The following is a 19,611-nucleotide window of genomic DNA, read 5'->3' on the forward strand; positions in this document are numbered from 1 at the left end:
ATCTGCTAGATTTTTATGATCCTACTTTCTTTTTTACTCTTTTGTACTCTGATCAGGGCAGCGATGTCAATCTCTTCTGCCATCAGTTTCACTGTGGGTTTCGCGTAAAAGTCTTTCAGGGTTAGCTGCACATCGTATTGCTGCTGGATTCTTTTAAGTATAGTCATTGCTTTAAGTGAATTGCCGCCCATCTCAAAAAAGCCATCTTCTACTCCGGCTTTATCTCTACCAAGGAAAGATTGCCAGAGTTCACACAGGAAGATCTCTGTGCTTGTCTGCGGAGCAACATAACCGGCAGTAACAATATCATGTCCGGCAACTGCCTGCGCACTTTGCGCGGCCGGCTTTTTCTTTTTGGGGTCCATACCTTCATAGGCTACAGTCAGTTGCTTCCAGCTGCCACCGGCAGACAGCTCAAAAACACCGGCCACTTCTTTCTCAAATGATCCGGCATTATGCAAGTCGTCCACGTTGACTACCGTCCAGCGGGGTAATTCTTTGGTATGCTGCTCTATTAACAGACGGGCATACGTATCGGCAAAAATATTTTCATTGATAAACGCTAATTCGGATGACAAACGGCCTGCTATCCATACAAAGTCCAATGCGGTGTCCTTGAAAAGTGTATATAGATTGTCGATTGCCCGCAGCTTATCTGCCTGTGCAGCCATCAATTTATCCAGATCTGACACATCGGCTATTGCCTGCTCTGTGGCAGTATAGATCATACCTGCAATTTCACCGTGCACACTCCTGATCTGCTGCAACACGTCGTCAAAGGCGCTGACATCCGAGACGTCCACGGGATAATAAGATATTCCTCCAACAGTTGCCGGCGGTGCCATTCCTGCTATAATCAGATTAACATCATATTGGGACTGTAAGTAAGCTGTTATTGCATGTCCGGTAGCGCCAGCTCCGTTTATAATGAGATAGTTGGCATTGGGCTTTACCACGTCGTTACTGAAAGACGGCTCTATACGTACCTGTTCATGGAAGCCCGTCCAACGGTTACCATACCTGTAAGCTACTCGTTTATCAGCCAGGTCACCTGTCAATTCTAGTTGTAAAGACCCTACATCCATTGATTCACTGCCAGTATCCAAATAATGGTATACAGCGGTTGAATTATTGACAATAATCATTTCAGCTGTCTTTCCTGCCAGCTGCTGTGGTATGTTGATTGTCTCATTGCCGACTACCTTATACCCGAAGTCTGCCAGGAAAGTAAGTTTTCTCAGGTTCTGTGCCTGGTTAACAATCAATTGCTGACAAAGCAATATCAGCGGTAGTGAAGGTCGTAATACGTCGTTATCTGCCGGGATCTGCCAGTTATAAACTACCTGCTCGATCTGCACCCCTTGCTGCTCCAGACTTCGGAAAAGGCTTTCATAGTCTGCTTGCTCAAAAGGATTAATCACATACCCTTTTGCATTTTGTGCATATGTAGCTCCACGGGTTATAAGAATGTCCTTGTCAGACAAACGCCATCCCTCTTCTGCAAAAACGAGGCAAGTACCAGCAAATACGGTAGAATTAGCATTCACCAGTAAAGATTGTTTCCAGTTGGCATTGTACAGCGAATCATGCAGGCCGCTCTTACCAGGTAGTAAATTCCCCCCTGCCACCATTTGCCTGAAAGGATCTACTCTTACCTTCAATGCTGTCTTGTCAAAAACATATCCTGGTGCCGGAATCTTACGGAATTGTTGTCCATTATGAAACGCTGCCCAGTCAATGGCGACATTGCGTTGCCATAAGCGGCCTATGACTTTCAGATAGTATACATAATCGTCTACCTCTTCCTTAGGGTGCCGCAGGATGTTAATTGCCAGACTATCCTGGCTGAATAAAGTATGTTGTTTCAGGAAAGAAGTTAATATACCGCCGGAGCCTATTTCGATGTAATTAGAGATGCCTTTCTCTAGCAGGCAACCTATACCGCTGACAAAATTGACTGTCTGCCGCAGATGCCTCACCCAATATGCGGGAGAAGTGGCTTCCTCCGCCGTTATCTCCTGACCGGTAAGGTTGGATATAAAAGGGATCTGCGGTGCAGCAAGCTGCACTCCATCGAATACCTGCAGGAAGTCATCAAGGATGGCGTCGAACATAGACGAATGCGCCGCAATAGATATCTTCAGTTCAGTAAAGCTAATGCCTGCTGCTGTCAGCGCTGCTGTGAATGGCCGAAGCGCTTCCTTCGGACCTGCAATCACACAAGACTCCGGAGCATTAATAGCCGCTACAGACAGTGCCGCTGTGAGATAAGGCCGAATCTGGACGGCAGACGCTTCCACACCTATCATTCCTCCTTCAGGCACACGTGTCGTTAGTTCGGCACGCTTTACTATAATATCCAACCCGTCTTCAAATGAAAACACGCCGCTGATACATGCTGCTACATATTCTCCAAGACTATGACCTATCATGTAATCCGGCTTTACGCCGTTCTTTATGAGCAGTTGGGCTACCGCATATTCTACGAGGAATAATACCGGTAGCATATAGCGGATATCATTGATCCTGGTGTTATCGCCACCTGCGGTATAACCGGTGATCAGGCGATAGTCCACCCCAGTTTTTCGCTCCAGCACTGCAAACCCTTTATCCATCCAATCCCGGAAATAAGGTTCCTGCACATATAGCTGTTCCGCCATCTTATAATACTGGCTGCCGCCGCCGGAAAACATAAATGCGGTACGCTGTCCTTGCTGTGCTGAAATACTTAAACCGGTATCGCTGGTCGGGGCATCGCCCTCGTATACAAGGAAGTCCCTGTATTTGAAATGTTTTCTACCTGTCTGCAAGGTATAAGACAGCTGCACCGGATCTACGGTTGTATGGTCCTGTAAGAAGCTGACCAGCGACTCGCGGTAATTACTCAGTGCCGCAGGAGTCTTGGCAGAGAACACCAGTAATGCTGGCTGCTTGCTGCCTTTACCCGATTCCATCTCCGGTGCTTCCTCCATGACCGCATGCGCATTCGTGCCACCAATGCCAAAGCTGCTGACGCCCGCCCGTAATGGCTGCCCATTAACAGCCAACCAGGGCTGTAACCTGTTGTTGACATAAAACGGCCCGGCGCTAAAGTTAATTTCTGGATTAGGCGCTGTATAGTTGATAGATGGAGGTAGTTGCCTGTACTTTAAGGATAGTGCTGTCTTGATAACTCCCACTACCCCTGAAACGGCATCCAGATGCCCCAAATTTGACTTCACGGAGCCTATGGCACACTTATGTGCTTTATTATATTGAAATGCCTTATTTAAAGCTTCTATTTCGATAGGATCACCTAATGTGGTACCGGTACCATGCGCTTCGATGTAACTGACGGTATCCGGTGCTATACCGGCTACCTTGTGTGCCAGTGAGATACATTCTGCCTGTCCGGAGACGCTCGGTGCCGTATACCCCACCTTCCGCCGTCCATCGTTATTTACTGCTGTAGCTCTGATCACTGCATAAACATGGTCGCCGTCATTCACTGCATCTTCAAATCTCTTTAGTACAACCACTGCTACGCCTTCCCCGAAAAAGGTGCCGCTGGCATCTTTATCGAACGCCCTGCAATGACCGTCTTTGGAAAACACCATACCGTCTTCATACCAGTACCCCTTATCTTCCGTTGTGATGATGCTGGAGGCGCCAGCCAGGGCAACACTGCATTCTTTCATCAACAGGCTGCGGCAGGCAAAGTGGATGGCTGTCAGCGAACTGGAACAGGCGGTATCTGTATAGTAGCTCGGTCCTTTCAGATCCAGGTTGTAAGACACAATCGTGCTGATAAATGATTTGTCTGCCAACCGCGTTGCCATAAAGGAACTGATCTGGTCATCGGGATTCAGTATAGTATGCGCCCGCCAGTTCAGGTTGTCAGATGCCGACAGGTATAACCCTATCTTCCCTTTATATTCATCCGGATTACAACCGGCATCTTCCAGCGCCAGCCATGCCTGTTCATGCATCAGCCTTGTCTGCGGATCCATAATTGCTGCTTCATTTCTGGTATAACCAAAAAACGCATAATCAAAGCTTTCAGGGTCATCCAGCAGTGAGCTGGCCCAGATATAATTGGGGTTGCCGATTAGTTTTTCATCAGCACCCATGGCGCGGAGCTCACGCTCTTCATATGTACGTACCAGCTCTTTGCCGGCAATGAGGTTATTCCAGAAGGCCTGGAGATTTTCAGACCGGGGAAATCTGCCGGACATACCAATGATGGCAATGTCCTTTTTTCTTTCGGGTTTCAATAAGTCGGTATGCTTCATCAACGGGGCTTTTGAATTTAGTCTTCCATGAGGTCTATAATACTGTCCATGTCTTCTGATATAGAAACGGCGGCTTCATCTTCCACCTCCGTCATTTGCTGAAAGACATTACTAACGAGGTCACTGATAGTGGTATACTGAAACATATACAGGGGCCTGATCTCTATGCCAAACTCCTGCCTGATCTCATGTACAATCTTCAGCAGCTTGATAGAGTTAGCACCCAGGTCAAAGTAATTGTCATGAGTGCCGATCTGTGAGGGTTCACGACCCAGCTCCGCGGCAAAAATGTGGATCAGGCGCTCCTCTGTCGCTGTACGGGGGGCAACGTATACTGTGCTTCCTGACGGTGCCTTTGCTTCCGGATCTGGTAATGCTTTCTCATCCAGTTTGCCATTGGCGGTGAGTGGAAATGCCTCCAGTTGTACAAACGCGGCCGGCGTCATATAGTCAGGCACTTTAGTACGCAGGTAACTGCGTAGTGCTGCTGCGTCCTGGCCTGTATCTCCTATCAGATAGGCGACCAGGTCCTGGTTCCTGACACGTACTATCGCATCCTTTATCTCCGGATGCGATAACAGTGCTGCTGTCACTTCACCCAGCTCTATCCGGTTGCCCCGGATCTTCACCTGCCCATCTCTGCGCCCAAAATAGGTGATACTTCCGTCAGTGTTCCAACTGGCGATGTCGCCGGTGCGGTATACCCGTCCATCTTCACGGAATGGATCGCTGATAAACTTCTCTGCTGTCAGCGTAGGTTTATTCAGATAACCTGCAGCTACCTGCACCCCTCCGATCAACAATTCACCCGGTACACCTACTGGTTGTAGCTGCTGATGGTCATTGACAATATAAATATGGGTATTGGCAACCGGATATCCGATGTTGACCAATTCCCTATCTGTCAGATCGATCGCCGTTACGTCTATCGCTGCTTCTGTCGGGCCATACAAATTATGTATCCTGACGGGCAATTTTTCCTGGCAGGCATGTAGCGTTGCATCCGGAAGGGCTTCTCCACTGCATACGATATGTTGCAAGGCAGAAGGTGCAAATGTATCTGCACTACTCAGGTATATCTTCAGCATGGAGGGTACAAAATGTACAATAGTTACCTGCTTATCCCGGATAGTCTGCTCCAGGTAATATGGGTCCTTGTGTCCTTCTGGTAATGCAAATACCAGTTTTGCGCCTGTTATAACCGGCAACAACAGTTCCCATACAGACACGTCAAAGGTATATGGGGTCTTCTGTAGAATCACAGAGCTGTTATCGATCTTCAGGTAATCGCGCATCCATAACAACCGGTTCAGCAGTCCGGCATGATAATTCAGTACGCCTTTTGGCTGCCCTGTAGAACCGGAGGTATAGATGGCATATGCATAGTCGCCAGGTATTACGGACACTTTCTCATGTGCTGGTCCGGTAGCTCTGAACTGATCCAGCAACGCATCATCAATACAAACGCGGTAGCCACTGTCTGTGCTGATATATGCCAGTCTTTCTGCCGGATAATCAGGATCTGCGGGTACATATGCTGCGCCGGCCTTTAAGGTGGCCAGGATCGCAATGATCATCCATTCACTTCTGTACAGTTGTATACCTACCAGATCTCCGGGCTTTACTGCATACCTGCTGACCAGGTAATATGCCAGCTGCTCCGAACGGTCATCCAGTTCCCGATAGGTCAGCCGCACATCTTCAAACTCTACTGCTATACTTTGCGGTACGCGCCTCACTTGTTCCCTGAACAGATCTACCACCGTTCCTGGGGTGTTATAGCTGATGGCGGTCTGGTTAAAGCCATGTAGGACCTGTTGCTTCTCAACATCACTGATAAAGCTAACCGCCCCAATCTGCAATGCTGGTTGCGCGATCAAGGCTGCGGCAAGCTGTTTATAATGCTGTACCAACCTCTTTATCAAAGCGGCAGGATAGATAGCGGTATTGTAGTTGATACTGAGCGATAGATAATCCCCTACTTCAGCAAAGGCCACCTCCAGGTCCATCTTGGACAATTGCAGACCTCTGTCATATATCGGTTCCGAATCTATCTGTACATCTGTTTCCAGTTTCTTACCAGTATTCTGCAATACCAGCATAATATCAAAGATGGGATTCCTGTTCATTGAACGTCCCGGGTTCAGCTCATCTACCAGCCGGTCAAACGGATACTCCTGGTGCGCATATGCCTCCAATGCTGCATCCTTTATACGGGCATACATAGCGGCAAATGACTCCCGGCCATCTACCTGGTGACGGAAGATTACAGTATTGACAAAACAACCGATCTGGTTTTCCAGGTCAGTATGTGTTCTTCCTGCTACTGGAGAACCAGTGATGATATCTGATTGTCCGGTATAACGATATACCAGCACTTCCCATATGGCCAGCAGCGTAATAAACAAACTGCCTTCATTAGCTCTTGAGAAGGCCTTCAACTGACCTGTCAGTGCTGCCGAAAGATAACTTTCCATAGTACGTCCTTCCTGTATCCTGATAGACGGACGCGGATGCGTAGCGGGAAAGTCTGTCACTGGCAATTCCCCCGATAATAAGGACATCCAGTACTGTTTATGTGCGTTAGCTGCTGCGCCCTGCAACCTGGCCGTATGCCAGGCTGCATAATCCTTATACTGTATCTTCAATGGCTGTAAACGCGCTTTGCTATAGTAGGCCATCACATCATTGGCCAATACGCCCATAGACCATCCGTCTGCAATGATATGGTGCAGATTGTAGTGGAAAACATAATTATCCGGCCCTGTCTGCAATAATGCAGCCCGCAACAGCGGACCATGCTCCAGGTCAAAGGTTGCTACTGCGTCCTTCGTCAAGTAAGCCTGCAGTTCCTCATCGCTTTCCACCAGGATCGTGTCAATTGTGAAATCTAGTGCCTTCATATCCAGCACCCACTGCCTGATCTCTCCCGCACTATTCTTTCTGAATACTGTTCTTAGTATTTCATGCCTTGCTACCACGCTGTATACCGCTTCCCGGAACAAAGTCAGATCGTAATCCCCCGTCAATGCTACCTGGTGGGTAATATTATATGCTGCCAGTCCGTCGCCCAGCTGATGCAATACCCAAAGTCGCTGCTGTGCTGCAGAAAGGATATACCCTTCTGCAGACGGTGTCAGTGCCGGGATTACATCGACAGTGCCGGCAACCACTGCATTCTTTTTCAGGTACTCAATGAGACTGCCTTTATGCTGCCGGATCCTGTCCACCAGTTCCTGAGGCAATTCGGCCTGGTTGAACTTCAGCTTCAGCTGTTCTCCTTCCAGCGATATAAACACGTCATTCTCCCGCAATTCCCTTAAAAGGTCTTTTGTCTCCATAGTTAGATAATTAGTTCGTTCACTTGATTTTTTGCTTCGCTCAGCCACTTCTTCTCACTGACGAGCGAAGCAAGATCATAGGCGGTTTTATTGGAAAACAATTCGGCAATACTGATGGTAACGCCCTGTTCTTTCTTTATCCGGTTTACTAACACCACTGCTTTAAGGGAATCGCCGCCAAGTTCAAAGAAGTCATCCGCTGTACCAATACCGGTTACGCCAAACAGCTCTTCAAACCACCCTACTACCTTCTCCTCCGTTTCATTGACCGGCGCTTTAAAGTTCACATTGAGTGTATTCCGGTCCATGGCGATCAGCGTCTTTTTGGTGGTTTCCTCCCGCACCTCCAGCTGGTCGGGGTCCCGCCTGGTCACAATCAGTTGTGGCACATCCTCGTACAGGAATGAGGTATAGAAGATGTCAATCAATTCCTGTTCATGAATCCATTGCGCCTCTGCATGTACCCGGTCCAGGTTAATGACGGTCCACCTGGTTTCCGTACGGGCAGTATGTAAAGCGGTATAGTCCATCAGCGCGGCGGCAGCGGCATAAGCACCATATGATATACCTCCGGCGAAAGAGGACAAGCTGGAAATAACTGTAATGAAATCAACGTCCTTACCTTCCAGCATCTTGTCAATATTAGCCAGTCCACGCACACGCACTGCACAGTGCTTTTCCAGTATCTCCGTTGTCAGGTCAGACACAAACACCGTGTCTGCCGCGTCAGTATGCTTAGCCGTGTGTATCACGCCATTAATGGTACCGAGGCGCTCAATTTCCCGCCTGCATGCTGCTTCATCTGCAATGTCCACGGGCACGATTGTTACGCCAGGCAGCTCTTTTCTGGAGCTTACAGGACTGAATAATATCACCCGTGCTGCATAGTCATTTACCAGATGTGTGGCAAAGACCTGTACTACTTCATCGGGCATACCTGTCAGCAGATAAGTACCTCCTTGCCTGATGATAACAGGCTTTTCCTCTCTTACAGGCAGCGGTTCATAATTCGCTACCCAGCGCTTACCTGCATTCAGCGTTATTTGGGTATAGCGCTCATGCCGGTATATTTCATGGTAAAGATGACGGATGTCGCCTATGGTAAAACGGGTGGCATCAACATTGACTACTGCGGCCGATATACCAATATTCTCCTGGGTTAACACCTGCAGGAGAATAGGCAGGTGTGGCGTTACTGAGGTATCCGTTGGTGTTCCGTTTATACTATAACTGGTTTTATTCAGGTATATAACTCTTACATCTTCCAGGTCTCGCACCTGGGTAACGACATCCATTACCGGGTCGTTCCAGGCATACACAATGGTATCATATGCAGCCAGATCTGCCACGTCTCCCTGCCGCAGAACAGTAACCTGTCCCTCCCGTTGATGAATAAAGTCTGCCAGTGCATCACATAATGCTCCACCATCATGTAATATCAGGCACTGATGGGCGGTACTGACAACAGGCGCTATTGCCGGCGACTGCTTCCAGGAAGGTATATAATAGCTGCCTGACAGTCTCCTTCCGGTGTTCGTCACCTTCTCGAAAAATGCCCGGTTTATTTTAGCTTTTGCAGGCACTTTATACGGCTCAAATGCATACGTCGGGGCCTGTACCTTCGACGGCATACGCTCCCCATAATATGCGCTCCAGTTAATGTCAAAACCGTTCACCCAAAGCTGACCAAGGAAGTTTATGAAAAATACATTATCGTCTGTCACCTCACCCGGATGTCGCACTGTCGTCACCACGGCATTATCCGCCTGTGGACGCTGGCATTTATGGAAGAAAGCGGCCAGCGTACGGCCAGGACCTACTTCTATGAACAACGTATGTTGCTGTTGCATCAGGCGTTCAATGCCCGCCTTAAACTGTACTGTACCCAGCAGGTGGTCTACCCAATACTGCACAGAGGTGGCTTGCTCAGGGGTAATAAATGCGGCAGTCAAGTTGGAGATAAATGGTATAACAGGAGGCTGTAGGCTGACCTTTTCCAGCTCCCGCACAAAGTCGGCTGTTATCTCCTCCATCATCGGCGAATGAAACGCGTGGGAAGTCTTCAGTTCTGTAAACACAATTCCTGCTGCCTTCAGCTTATCCTTCACTACTGCAATAGCCGCTTTAGTGCCTGACAATACAAATGCGTCGGGCCCATTAACTGCCGCCAGTGCTACTTCCTCCATAATACCGGCAGGCACGCTTTCAAGCGCTGTTCCAACACTGATCATATCTCCTTCAGGAACACCTGCCATCAGTTCCGCTCTTTTACTTACCATCCGCAGGGCGTCTTCCAGTGAGAATACTCCGCTGATTGTCGCTGCCACATACTCGCCCAGGCTATGCCCGATCATATAGTCTGGCTTGATATCCATACTCATCAACAAGCGGGCTAGCGCATATTCAAATAGAAACAATATTGGCTGGGTATAGTACGTATCATTAATCTGCCTGCCCGGTTGATCGCTGAACAAAACAGCTTTGTAGTTCACGCCTTTCAGTTCATATAACCTGGCGAACCCTTCATCCAGCACTTTTTCAAATACGGCATACTGCTCATATAACTGCTTGCCCATATTGACATACTGGCTGCCCTGACCGGAAAACATAAAAGCGATATGCCGTTTTGGCTTTACCAGATGTGTTTTGATCTTACCTGCCTTCAGCGTCTGCAACAGTTCCTGCTGATCTGCGGCAACAATAAACCGTGCATAATCTGCCGTCTTACGACCAGTCTGCAACGTATACGCCAGATCGGTCAACTGCACTTCCTGTTGCAGGAAGTCTGTCAGGCGAGCCTCATACCTGTCTAAGGCAGCTTCTCCCGCCGCTGAATACCTGATCAGCTTATGACGGACATGAACGGGTTGTTTCTCTATAGCCGGCGCTTCCTGCACTACCATATGTACATTGGTACCACCAATGCCAAATGAGCTGACACCAGCTGTCAGCATACCACCATTCTTCCGTTGCCAGGGGGTAGATGTATGATTTACATAGAAAGGACCATCTGCAAATCTGATCGTTGGATTTGGGTCTTTATAGTGCAGGCTTGCCGGAATAACTGCATGCTTCACTGCCATTGCCGTTTTAATTAATCCTGCTACACCGGCTGCTTCATCAGCATGGCCCATATTTGACTTGATAGCTCCAATGGCGCATTGATGGGTAGTATCTCCATTGAATGCCCGGTTCAAAGCCTCAATCTCAATAGGATCTCCAATGCGTGTTCCGGTTCCGTGCGTTTCCACATAAGTCACATCCTGCGGAGTGATGCCCGCTATCTTATGGGCCAGCCGGATGCATTCTGCCTGTCCCTCCACACCCGGCATGGTATAACCTGCCTTTGCGCTACCGTCGTTGTTCAACGCAGAACCTTTGATTACGGCATATATCTGGTCATTATCCCTGATAGCTTCTTCGAGCTTCTTCAGTACGACCACCCCTGCTCCGTCGCTACCAATAGTACCGGTCGCGGCGCTGTCAAAAGTGCGGTTATGCCCATCCTTCGACATGATTGACCCTTCCTGGTATACATACCCTGCTTCTTCCTCTGAAAGGAGCCGGATGCCTCCTGCGACGGCTGTACCACACTCATTCAACAGCAAGCTTCTGCATGCCAGATGCACGGTACTCAGCGAGGTGGAACAGGCGGTATCCAGGAAGTAGCAAGGCCCTCTGAAGTTAAGTTTGTAAGAGATGAGGGAAGCCATATAGTTAGGATTCAACAGCTTGTTCTTCATCATCTCGTCCAGATTCTCGGTACTGGTCAGCGACGCATAAAAGCTCCAGTTAAGGTCTTTGTTAGCGCCCAGAAAGATACCGATCTTCCTATCGTAACTCTCCACGTTACAGCCTGCATCTTCCAGTGCCTCCCAGACAATCTGATGCATCATCCGGGTCTGCGGATTCATAACGTGGGCTTCTTCCGCTGTATATTTAAAGAAAGGATAGTCAAAGGTATCCGTGCCTTCAATGAAAGAAGCTGCTTTTACGTAATTCGCCTGTGCAATTTCTTTCGTGCCGAAACCTTTTTCTTTTAGTTCCTCATCTGTAAAAAAGTGAATCAGTTCTTTTTCATCTACCAGATTTTTCCAGAACTGTCTAATATTTTCTGAACCGGGAAACTTACCGGCTATTCCTATAATTGCTATATCTTTTTTCATGCTACCTGGCTTTACATCATACGTTATTCATGAAATCAATCAGGTCATCCACATCCTCCATTTCATTCTCTTTGACCAGTACTTCCTTCCTGTTATGCTGCTTTTCACTCAAACTGGCGGCCAGCATACGTACAGTAGGATACTGGAAGAAAGCAATGATTTCCAGGTCTGTATCCATTGCGGTATTGATAACTGACAATAGCTGAAATGCTTTCATGGAATTACCTCCGATTTCAAAGAAGTTGTCCTCTACGCTAAGTGTATCCAGCTGCAGGAAATCGGTCCAGATGGCGGCCAGCTTCTCCTCTGTCTCATTGGCCGGTGGTACTACTTTTCTTATAGCTATCTGTCTGCCTTCAGGAGACGGTAGCTGCTGATGGTCCACTTTACCATTCGGAGTATACGGAAAGCTGTCCAGCACCATGATATGTGTCGGTATCATATAGGCTGGCAGGCGTAAACGCAGAAATGCCCGTACTGCTGATTCATCTACTTCTGTTGCTACTTTCAGATAAGCTACCAGCACTCTTTGCGTACCCACTTCTTTCGCCGCTACCACTGCCTGTAATACGTCTGTATACGCCAGTAATACGGTTTCTATCTCTTCCAGCTCTATGCGGTATCCGTTGATCTTCACTTGCCTGTCCAGTCTACCCAGGCATTCCAGTTCCCCACCGGGTAACCAGCGTGCCAGATCCCCGGTTTTATACAGCCGTTGCCCGGCCATAAAAGGATCAGGGATAAACGCGCCGGCTGTGAGCTGTTCATTGTGCAGGTACCCTTGTGTCACGCCATCTCCGCCGATGCACAATTCTCCTGCAACACCTACCGGACATAACTGCCTGAACTGATCCAGTACATAAATCGTGGTATTGGCGATGGGTTTGCCGATATTTACTGCGGCACCTGGCACGATAGTTTGCACAGAAGACCAGATGGTTGTCTCTGTCGGACCATACATATTATACACCGGCTTATTCCGCAAGGCTGTCAGTTTGCTTGCCAGGGTCTGTTTTAGGGCTTCTCCGCCTACCAACAGGGTATCAATCTGTTTTAACGCCTCCCTGCCCTGTTCTTCCTGCAGCAACTCTTCATAAAAGGACGGTGTTGCCTGCATATGTGTTACTTGGTACTTATCAATCAGATATGCGGTCTGCTGATCTCCCTTCAGTTGCTGTAGCCGCTCCACAATAAACCGGTGCTGGAGCTTCGCCCTTCTCACCAATTCCTTCAGGGTAAACAGATGTGGTAAACTACCCAGTACCAGATCTTCGTCTACTCCGAAGTCAATAAGGCACCCTATTTCATTTACCCCTGCTGCATATATTTCATTGATCACGCTCAGGCAGGACTCCGGTGTTCCAAACAGGCTGCTTGTATTGTAATATCTGCGGAAGCCCATTTCCAGCAGTGTTTCTTCATCCTGTTCCAGGTCAAGGTGCTGTTCTTCTGCTATAGGCTTCAACAGGTTCAGAGAGTTTTTCAGATAGTTCTTAAATGGGCGCTCTACAATCTCGCGTACTTCAGTTGCATTGTCGCTGACGAACGTGTGCACCATCAGCGCTACCTTGCCCTGCTGCGGATCAAACCCGTGTGACTGTAACGTTTCCCGGTAAACCTTGATCTTACCTGCCAGGTCGTCAATACTCTGCCCCAATAAGTGTGTCAGTATGTTGGCTCCGATTGTACCGGCATACCTGAACGTATCTACACTACCGCCGGCGGTGATCCACAATGGTACCTCCTGTTGTATAGGTTTCGGATGAATTGTAAAAGAAAACGCTTTGCCAATGCCATTCGTTCTGCTCATTGACGCGCCGGACCAGAGCTGCTTCAACTCTGTGATCTTACTCCGCATAGCCTGATAACGATCATTATACACAGCAGGAGCAAGTACGAAGTCATTGGGATGCCAGCCGGAGGCAATACTCAATTCCACCCTTCCGCCTGACAGGTTATCTACCATTGACCATTCCTCTGCTACTCTAACGGTATCATGCAGGGGTAGTACAACACTCCCGGAACGTATCCTGATATGTTTAGTAATAGTTGCTACGGCTGCTGCTGCTACGGAAGGATTAGGGAACTGGTCTCCGAAATCATGAAAGTGCCGTTCTGGCACCCATATAGCTTTGAAACCATGCTGGTCGGCAAACTTCGCTCCTTCCAGCAGCAGGCGGTATTTATTACTGACGCTCTGTGTGCCTGTCGGGAAATAGAACAGGCTGAAGTCTACCTCCGCCTGTGCCTGCACGGGTACAGGCCTTTCCAGGTGCAGTACTACTTTATCTCCCCGGGTAATCGTCCAGAGTAACTCCAGGATAGAAATATCAAAGCTGATACTTGTCATGGCCAGCCATACGTCTCCTGAAGCTGCCTTCTTGGCGAAGTGCTGGTCCATACCCAGGATGAAATTTGTAAGATTGTTATGAGAGACCTTTACGCCTTTGGGCTTGCCTGTAGAACCGGAGGTATAGATCACATAGGCCAGTGCCTGACTATCTGCCGCCGGTAGCACGTTCAATGGCTTTACATCCCAGTGTTCATCATCCTCCAGGTTGATGGCGGTAAATCTGGCAGACATAATATCCTGTGTACCACTATCGGTCAGGATAAACTCAGCCCCGCTGTGCGCTGCGATATAATCAATACGGTCAAGCGGATAAAATGGATCAATCGGTAAATAAGCAGCGCCCGTCTTCAAAATTGCCAGTATTCCCTGTAACATCTTCACAGACCGGCCCATGCAAACACCTGTAATAGCCCCGGGACCTACTCCCAGACTCCGCAGATACAACGCCAGCCGGGTAGACTGCTCGTCCAGCTGCCGGTAAGTGATGGCTATATCCTCACATACAACAGCCGTACGGTCTGGCGTCAGTTTGGCCTGTGCTGCGAATAACTCGATAACTGTCGCGGCAGTGTCATACGGTACCCGGGTATCGTTAAACGTCCGCTGTAGTTGCTGCACCTGCCATTCCTCCAGGAAAGGCACAGCACTGATCTGCTGCTCAGGCGCTTTTACTGCCTGCCGGATAAACCCTTCCAGGTTCCCTGCCAGGTCCCGCACAAATGCATAGTCGAAAATGTCGGTATTGTACTCAATCGATAGCGCCAGGTCGGTGTCATCTTCAAAGAAGGTAAATGTCAGGTCATACTTGCTGACCGTACTGCTGAAATTACTATAGAAGCTGCTAGTCAGTCCTGCAAAGCCCGAACCATCGCTGTTAACCCCTGCTATTTTACGCTGATGGGTCACCAACACGTCAAACAGTGGACTGCGACTAAGATCTCTGTTCAGATTCAGCTGGCCTACCAGGTCGCCAAAAGCATACCCGGCATGGGCATATGCACCTTCGAGCGCAGCCTTCTGCAACTCAAACAAATCGGTAAATGACTGCTGCGGGTCAAATTGCATTCTGATAGGCAGCGTATTGATAAACAAGCCTATCTGCCCCTGCAGATCGGGATGATTCCTTCCCGATATCGGTGTTCCCAGAATGATATCTGTCTGACTCGTGTATCTGTACAGCAACCCGTTCAGGGCTGCCATTAAAGTCATAAAGGTCGTGCCTTTGTTCCTGTTGGAGAACGCCCGTACCTCTTTTAGCATATCCTGATCATAGGTAACGGAATAATAAGCGCCGTTGTAAGTCTTCAACGCCGGACGCCCTTTTAGTGCCGGTAGGTTAATCACAGGTATGTCCCCTGCCAGCTGCTGCAGCCAGTAAGTTTCCTCCCGCTTTATCTGCTCCTTGTCGGCCGACCAGGCTACATAGTCTTTAAACTGTATTTTCAGCGGACTTAGTGCTACTCCGGTGCCTTCCACAATACTATTGTAGAAAAACATTAATTCCTGCAACAGTATCTCCAGGGATCCGCCATCGGCAATGATATGATGTATGTTGATGCACAGTATATGGTCTGTTTCCTGCTGACGGATCAGCAGCACTTTAAACAGCGCAGCCGCCTCCAGCACAAACGGCGTACGCACAAATGCGGACAGTGTCTCACTCGTCTCCTTGTCGCCGGCACTATCTCTGGTGATGATCTCATAACTGAAATCAGCCGGTTCCAGTATACGTTGTCCGATCAGGTCTCCTGCCTGTACGAAATGCGTACGCAGGATCTCATGCCGCGTTATCAGTCTGTCAATTGCCTGCCTGAGCGCTGCTGTGTCAAGCGTTCCTTTCAGTCGCAGGGTAACAGGCAGGTTGTAGGCAATATTCACAGCCTCCATCTGACAAAGCACCCAGAACCTCGTCTGTGAAGAAGAAGCAGGATATACCTCCTGTTCAGCTGCTTTGGGAATAGCAGTAGTATGGTCATTGTCGGCAATAGCCCTCAGATAAGATAAGAGCTCCTGCTTATGCGCTCTCACCTGGTCAATTACTGTCTCCGGCACATGCTCGTCCCGGAAAAAGACGTCCAGGTTGTCACCTGCCAGGGAGACTTCAACGCCCTGTTCTCTGAGGTATTTTAATAAAGATGCGGTTTTCATATCAGACGGTAATTTTCCTTTGTTGGGTAACCTCGGCAGCCATTTTTTTCATGGACTGCAAATTTTCTATATGTAATGCGACAGCTGAGATCAATGGTTGCATCAGGAACAATTCCAGCCTGATCTCTGTCTGGAACTCAGACTTAACAGTATTGAGCATCCTGATCATATTCAGACTATGCCCGCCCAGCTCGAAGAAGTTGTCATGGATGCCGACTCTTTCTACGCCCAGTAACTCTTGCCAGATGGCGACCAGCCTCTTTTCCAGCTCAGTCTCCGGTGCTACGTAGCTGGACTGTACAAACGTCTGGTCTGCAATATCTGGCAGTGCGCGTTTATCTATCTTTCCGTTGGAGGTCAACGGAATATTGTCCAATACTGTAATAGCAGCCGGTATCATATATTCAGGCAGTACGGTGCTCAGTCTGCGTCGCAGCTCCGGCATATCTGTTTCACCGCTGGCGGCAATGTATGCTACAATTACCTGCTCGTCATTCCTCTTCACGATGTCTACATATGCCTGCGTAACGCCTTCCTGTGCCAGCAACACGTTCTTTATCTCTCCCAGCTCTATCCTGTAGCCGCGTATCTTTACCTGGTCGTCTTTCCGTCCCTGGTAAATGATATTCCCGCTAAAATCTACATAGGCGAAATCACCGGTTTTATATAGCTTCTCTTCAGGCTTGAACGGATTGGTAATAAACCGTTCTGCTGTAAGCTCAGGCAGATTCACATACCCCTTCGCCAGGTTCTCTCCTCCTACATAGATCTCTCCGGTCACCTGTGCGGGCACAGGTTGCAGCTGTGCATCCAGCAGGTAGATGGTGGTGTTATATACCGGCTTACCAACAGGCACGTAAGTGACCATATCTTCCAGGGTATAGCTGGTCACCACATGTGTCTCGGAAGGGCCATAATGGTTATGCAGTTTTACCCCGGGATTAGTAAGCAGGAAATCTTCCAGGGTCTTGTTCACCGTCAGCTGTTCGCCCGATGAAATAATATGTTTTACCTGATGCTGGCTGATAAAGGTGGCCGGCAATTCATTGAAGAAGTTCGTGAGCGCAGAAAACGGAAAACAGAGGATTTCAATGCAATTGCTGATGATATAATCTGACAACATAGCAAAGTCTGTCTTCAGTGGCTCTGGTGTAATATACAACGTCCCTCCGCTGCCGAGTATAAACCAGCAATCCTGCAGAGACACATCAAAACTGAAAGACGTATACTGTAATTGCTTCAGTCCCTTATCTATTCCGGAAGCCTCCCGCTGCCAGTGCATCAGGTTGTTCAGCATACGGTGCGTTTGTATAACGCCTTTCGGTTTGCCGGTTGATCCCGAGGTGTAAATAACAAATGCGGCATCGTCCGGATGATTAACAGGTACTGGATGATCTTCTGGCCATACACTACCTTCAAAGGTATCTGCATAGATTACCTGCCTGCTGCCGGCAACTTCCGACTGCAGCAGTCCCTGTGCCGTGATCACTATATCAATGCCCGCATCTTCCAGTATATAGCTGATACGTTCTGTGGTATACTGCCTGTCAATCGGCACATAACATGCGCCTGATTTGATGACGGCAAACATCACCAGTACATTCAGTTCAGACCTGCCTAACAGGATGCCAACGCGTGTTTCACGAATAACTTTATATTGATCCCGCAGGCAGTGCGCCAGCTGATTCACCTTTGTGCTCACCTCACTGTACGTCAGCGAACGGTCCTCATACTGCACGGCAATATGGTCTGGCGTCAGCGCTACCTGCGCTTCAAACCAGGAAATAAATCCTGTTCCTGGTATTGCCGGGTGTACATCCTGTAATATGCCCTCGCCTGCACCCAGGTAGTTGATGCTGCTGATCGGCGCGCCCGGCTGCTGCAACAGATGACCGATCAACTGTACATAGTGCCCCATAAACTGGCGGATCAGTGCTGCATCATAGAGGTCTGTATTATATTCTAATTTTAGTTGCAGGGTATCTGTTTTCTCTTCGACGAACAGCAGCAGGTCAAACTTGCTGGTGGTACCGCTATCCGCTGCATCTGCGGCCTGATGGCCTTCCGACTCAGGCAGTACGACCAGCATTACATCAAACACCGGATTACGGGAAGCGTCCTTCTTCACCTGCAGGTCTTTCACCAACTGCTCAAATGGATACTGCTGATGCCCATAGGCGGCCAGCACCGACTCCTTGTTCTTCTGAAAGAAACTATCAAATGTATCGCTGCTGTCCAGCACTGTTCTCAGGGCCAGGGTATTGGTATAAAAACCTACCTGATTCTTCAGGTCAATATGTTCTCTTGCTGCGAACGGACTACCTACTATCACGTCTGCTGCCCCGGTATAACGGCTTAGAATAATCCGCCAGGTGGCTAACATTACCATAAACAGCGATCCTTTCTCCTTCGCCACATAGTTCCTCAGTTGGGAGGTGGTGTGCCGGTCAATAGTACTGCGTAGCGTAGCGCCGTTATACGTCTTTACTGGCGGCCTGGTATTGCGGGAAGGGAAGTCCAGCACCGGCAACTCACCACTGAGCTGTTGCAGCCAGTATTGCTGCTGCTTTTGCAGCTTGCCGGACCGCAATGCCTCCTGATGCCAGGCGGCATAATCTTTATACTGAATCCTTAATGGTGGTAATACGGGTTGCTTGCCTTCACTGATCATTACATAGGCGGCAATGATCTCCTGTTTCAGCACCGGTATAGACCAGGCATCGCAGATAATATGATGCATACAACAATAGAAGATATAAGCGCCTTCTCCGTATTTCAGTATAGCGCCTCTCATCAGCGGACCATCAGCCAGGTCAAAAGGCTGTTTCAGGTCATTACTGATGTAGGCTCTTGCTGCGGCCCTGTCGTTACCAAAATCGCGCGCTGCAATACGGGCAGGTTCCGGTAAAATATACTGCCGCAGTTCCTGCTGTGCATCCATTCTGAATACCGTACGCAATATCTCATGCCGCTGTGTTACATAAGTTACGGCAGCTACCAGGCTCACAATATCATAACTACCATCCAGCTCCATTTCAAAAGGTATATGATAAGCCAGCGAGGCTTCTGCCGATTGTGACTCCAGCCATATACGCAGCTGCGCGTTAGAGACCGGATAAGAAGGGGCTTGGGGGATAACGGGAATTTCTTCAAACTGGTTACCCGATACCGCCGAAAGATAGGCAATCACTTCCTGCTTATGCTTCCGCAGCAGATCCAGCGATCCTTCATCAACGGTGTCGTCGCGCAGAGAGACTTCAAGCTGCCCATCTACCAGTTTCACCATCACGCCTCTCTCCCGTAGACTCTTAATGAAATAGACGATTTCCATT

Annotated in this window: 5 protein-coding genes; all 5 read right to left on the reverse strand. The window is 48.7% G+C overall.

Annotation, left to right across the window (positions count from 1 at the left end):
* Positions 1 to 5 precede the first annotated feature (5 nt).
* Genes K1Y79_RS22770 through K1Y79_RS22790 form a run of 5 tightly spaced genes read right to left on the reverse strand, consistent with a single transcriptional unit; the run spans position 6 to position 19,610 of the window.
* Positions 6 to 4,271 (reverse strand): type I polyketide synthase, encoded by a 4,266-nt coding sequence (locus tag K1Y79_RS22770; RefSeq protein WP_220252501.1) that lies wholly within the window; start codon positions 4,269 to 4,271, stop codon positions 6 to 8.
* Between the two features lie 17 nt (positions 4,272 to 4,288).
* Positions 4,289 to 7,612: a non-ribosomal peptide synthetase gene (locus K1Y79_RS22775; protein WP_220252502.1), complete on the reverse strand. Its 3,324-nt coding sequence runs from the start codon at positions 7,610 to 7,612 to the stop codon at positions 4,289 to 4,291.
* 2 nt (positions 7,613 to 7,614) lie between these two features.
* Complete coding sequence (locus K1Y79_RS22780; RefSeq protein ID WP_220252503.1) at positions 7,615 to 11,778, reverse strand: type I polyketide synthase; 4,164 nt, start codon at positions 11,776 to 11,778, stop codon at positions 7,615 to 7,617.
* 16 nt (positions 11,779 to 11,794) lie between these two features.
* On the reverse strand, positions 11,795 to 16,279 hold the full coding sequence (locus K1Y79_RS22785; protein WP_220252504.1) for a MupA/Atu3671 family FMN-dependent luciferase-like monooxygenase: 4,485 nt from the start codon (positions 16,277 to 16,279) through the stop codon (positions 11,795 to 11,797).
* A 1-nt stretch (position 16,280) separates the two neighbouring features.
* On the reverse strand, positions 16,281 to 19,610 hold the full coding sequence (locus tag K1Y79_RS22790; protein ID WP_220252505.1) for a non-ribosomal peptide synthetase: 3,330 nt from the start codon (positions 19,608 to 19,610) through the stop codon (positions 16,281 to 16,283).
* Between the last annotated feature and the right edge of the window lies 1 nt (position 19,611).

Source organism: Chitinophaga rhizophila (genome assembly GCF_019492185.1).
Classification (GTDB): Bacteria; Bacteroidota; Bacteroidia; order Chitinophagales; family Chitinophagaceae; genus Chitinophaga; species Chitinophaga rhizophila.

Coding starts and splice junctions, on each gene's coding strand:
- K1Y79_RS22780 (WP_220252503.1), bottom strand. CDS start 11,778: ATGAAAAAAGATATAGCAATTATAGGAATAGCCGGTAAGTTTCCCGGT.
- K1Y79_RS22770 (WP_220252501.1), bottom strand. CDS start 4,271: ATGAAGCATACCGACTTATTGAAACCCGAAAGAAAAAAGGACATTGCC.
- K1Y79_RS22775 (WP_220252502.1), bottom strand. CDS start 7,612: ATGGAGACAAAAGACCTTTTAAGGGAATTGCGGGAGAATGACGTGTTT.
- K1Y79_RS22790 (WP_220252505.1), bottom strand. CDS start 19,610: ATGGAAATCGTCTATTTCATTAAGAGTCTACGGGAGAGAGGCGTGATG.
- K1Y79_RS22785 (WP_220252504.1), bottom strand. CDS start 16,279: ATGAAAACCGCATCTTTATTAAAATACCTCAGAGAACAGGGCGTTGAA.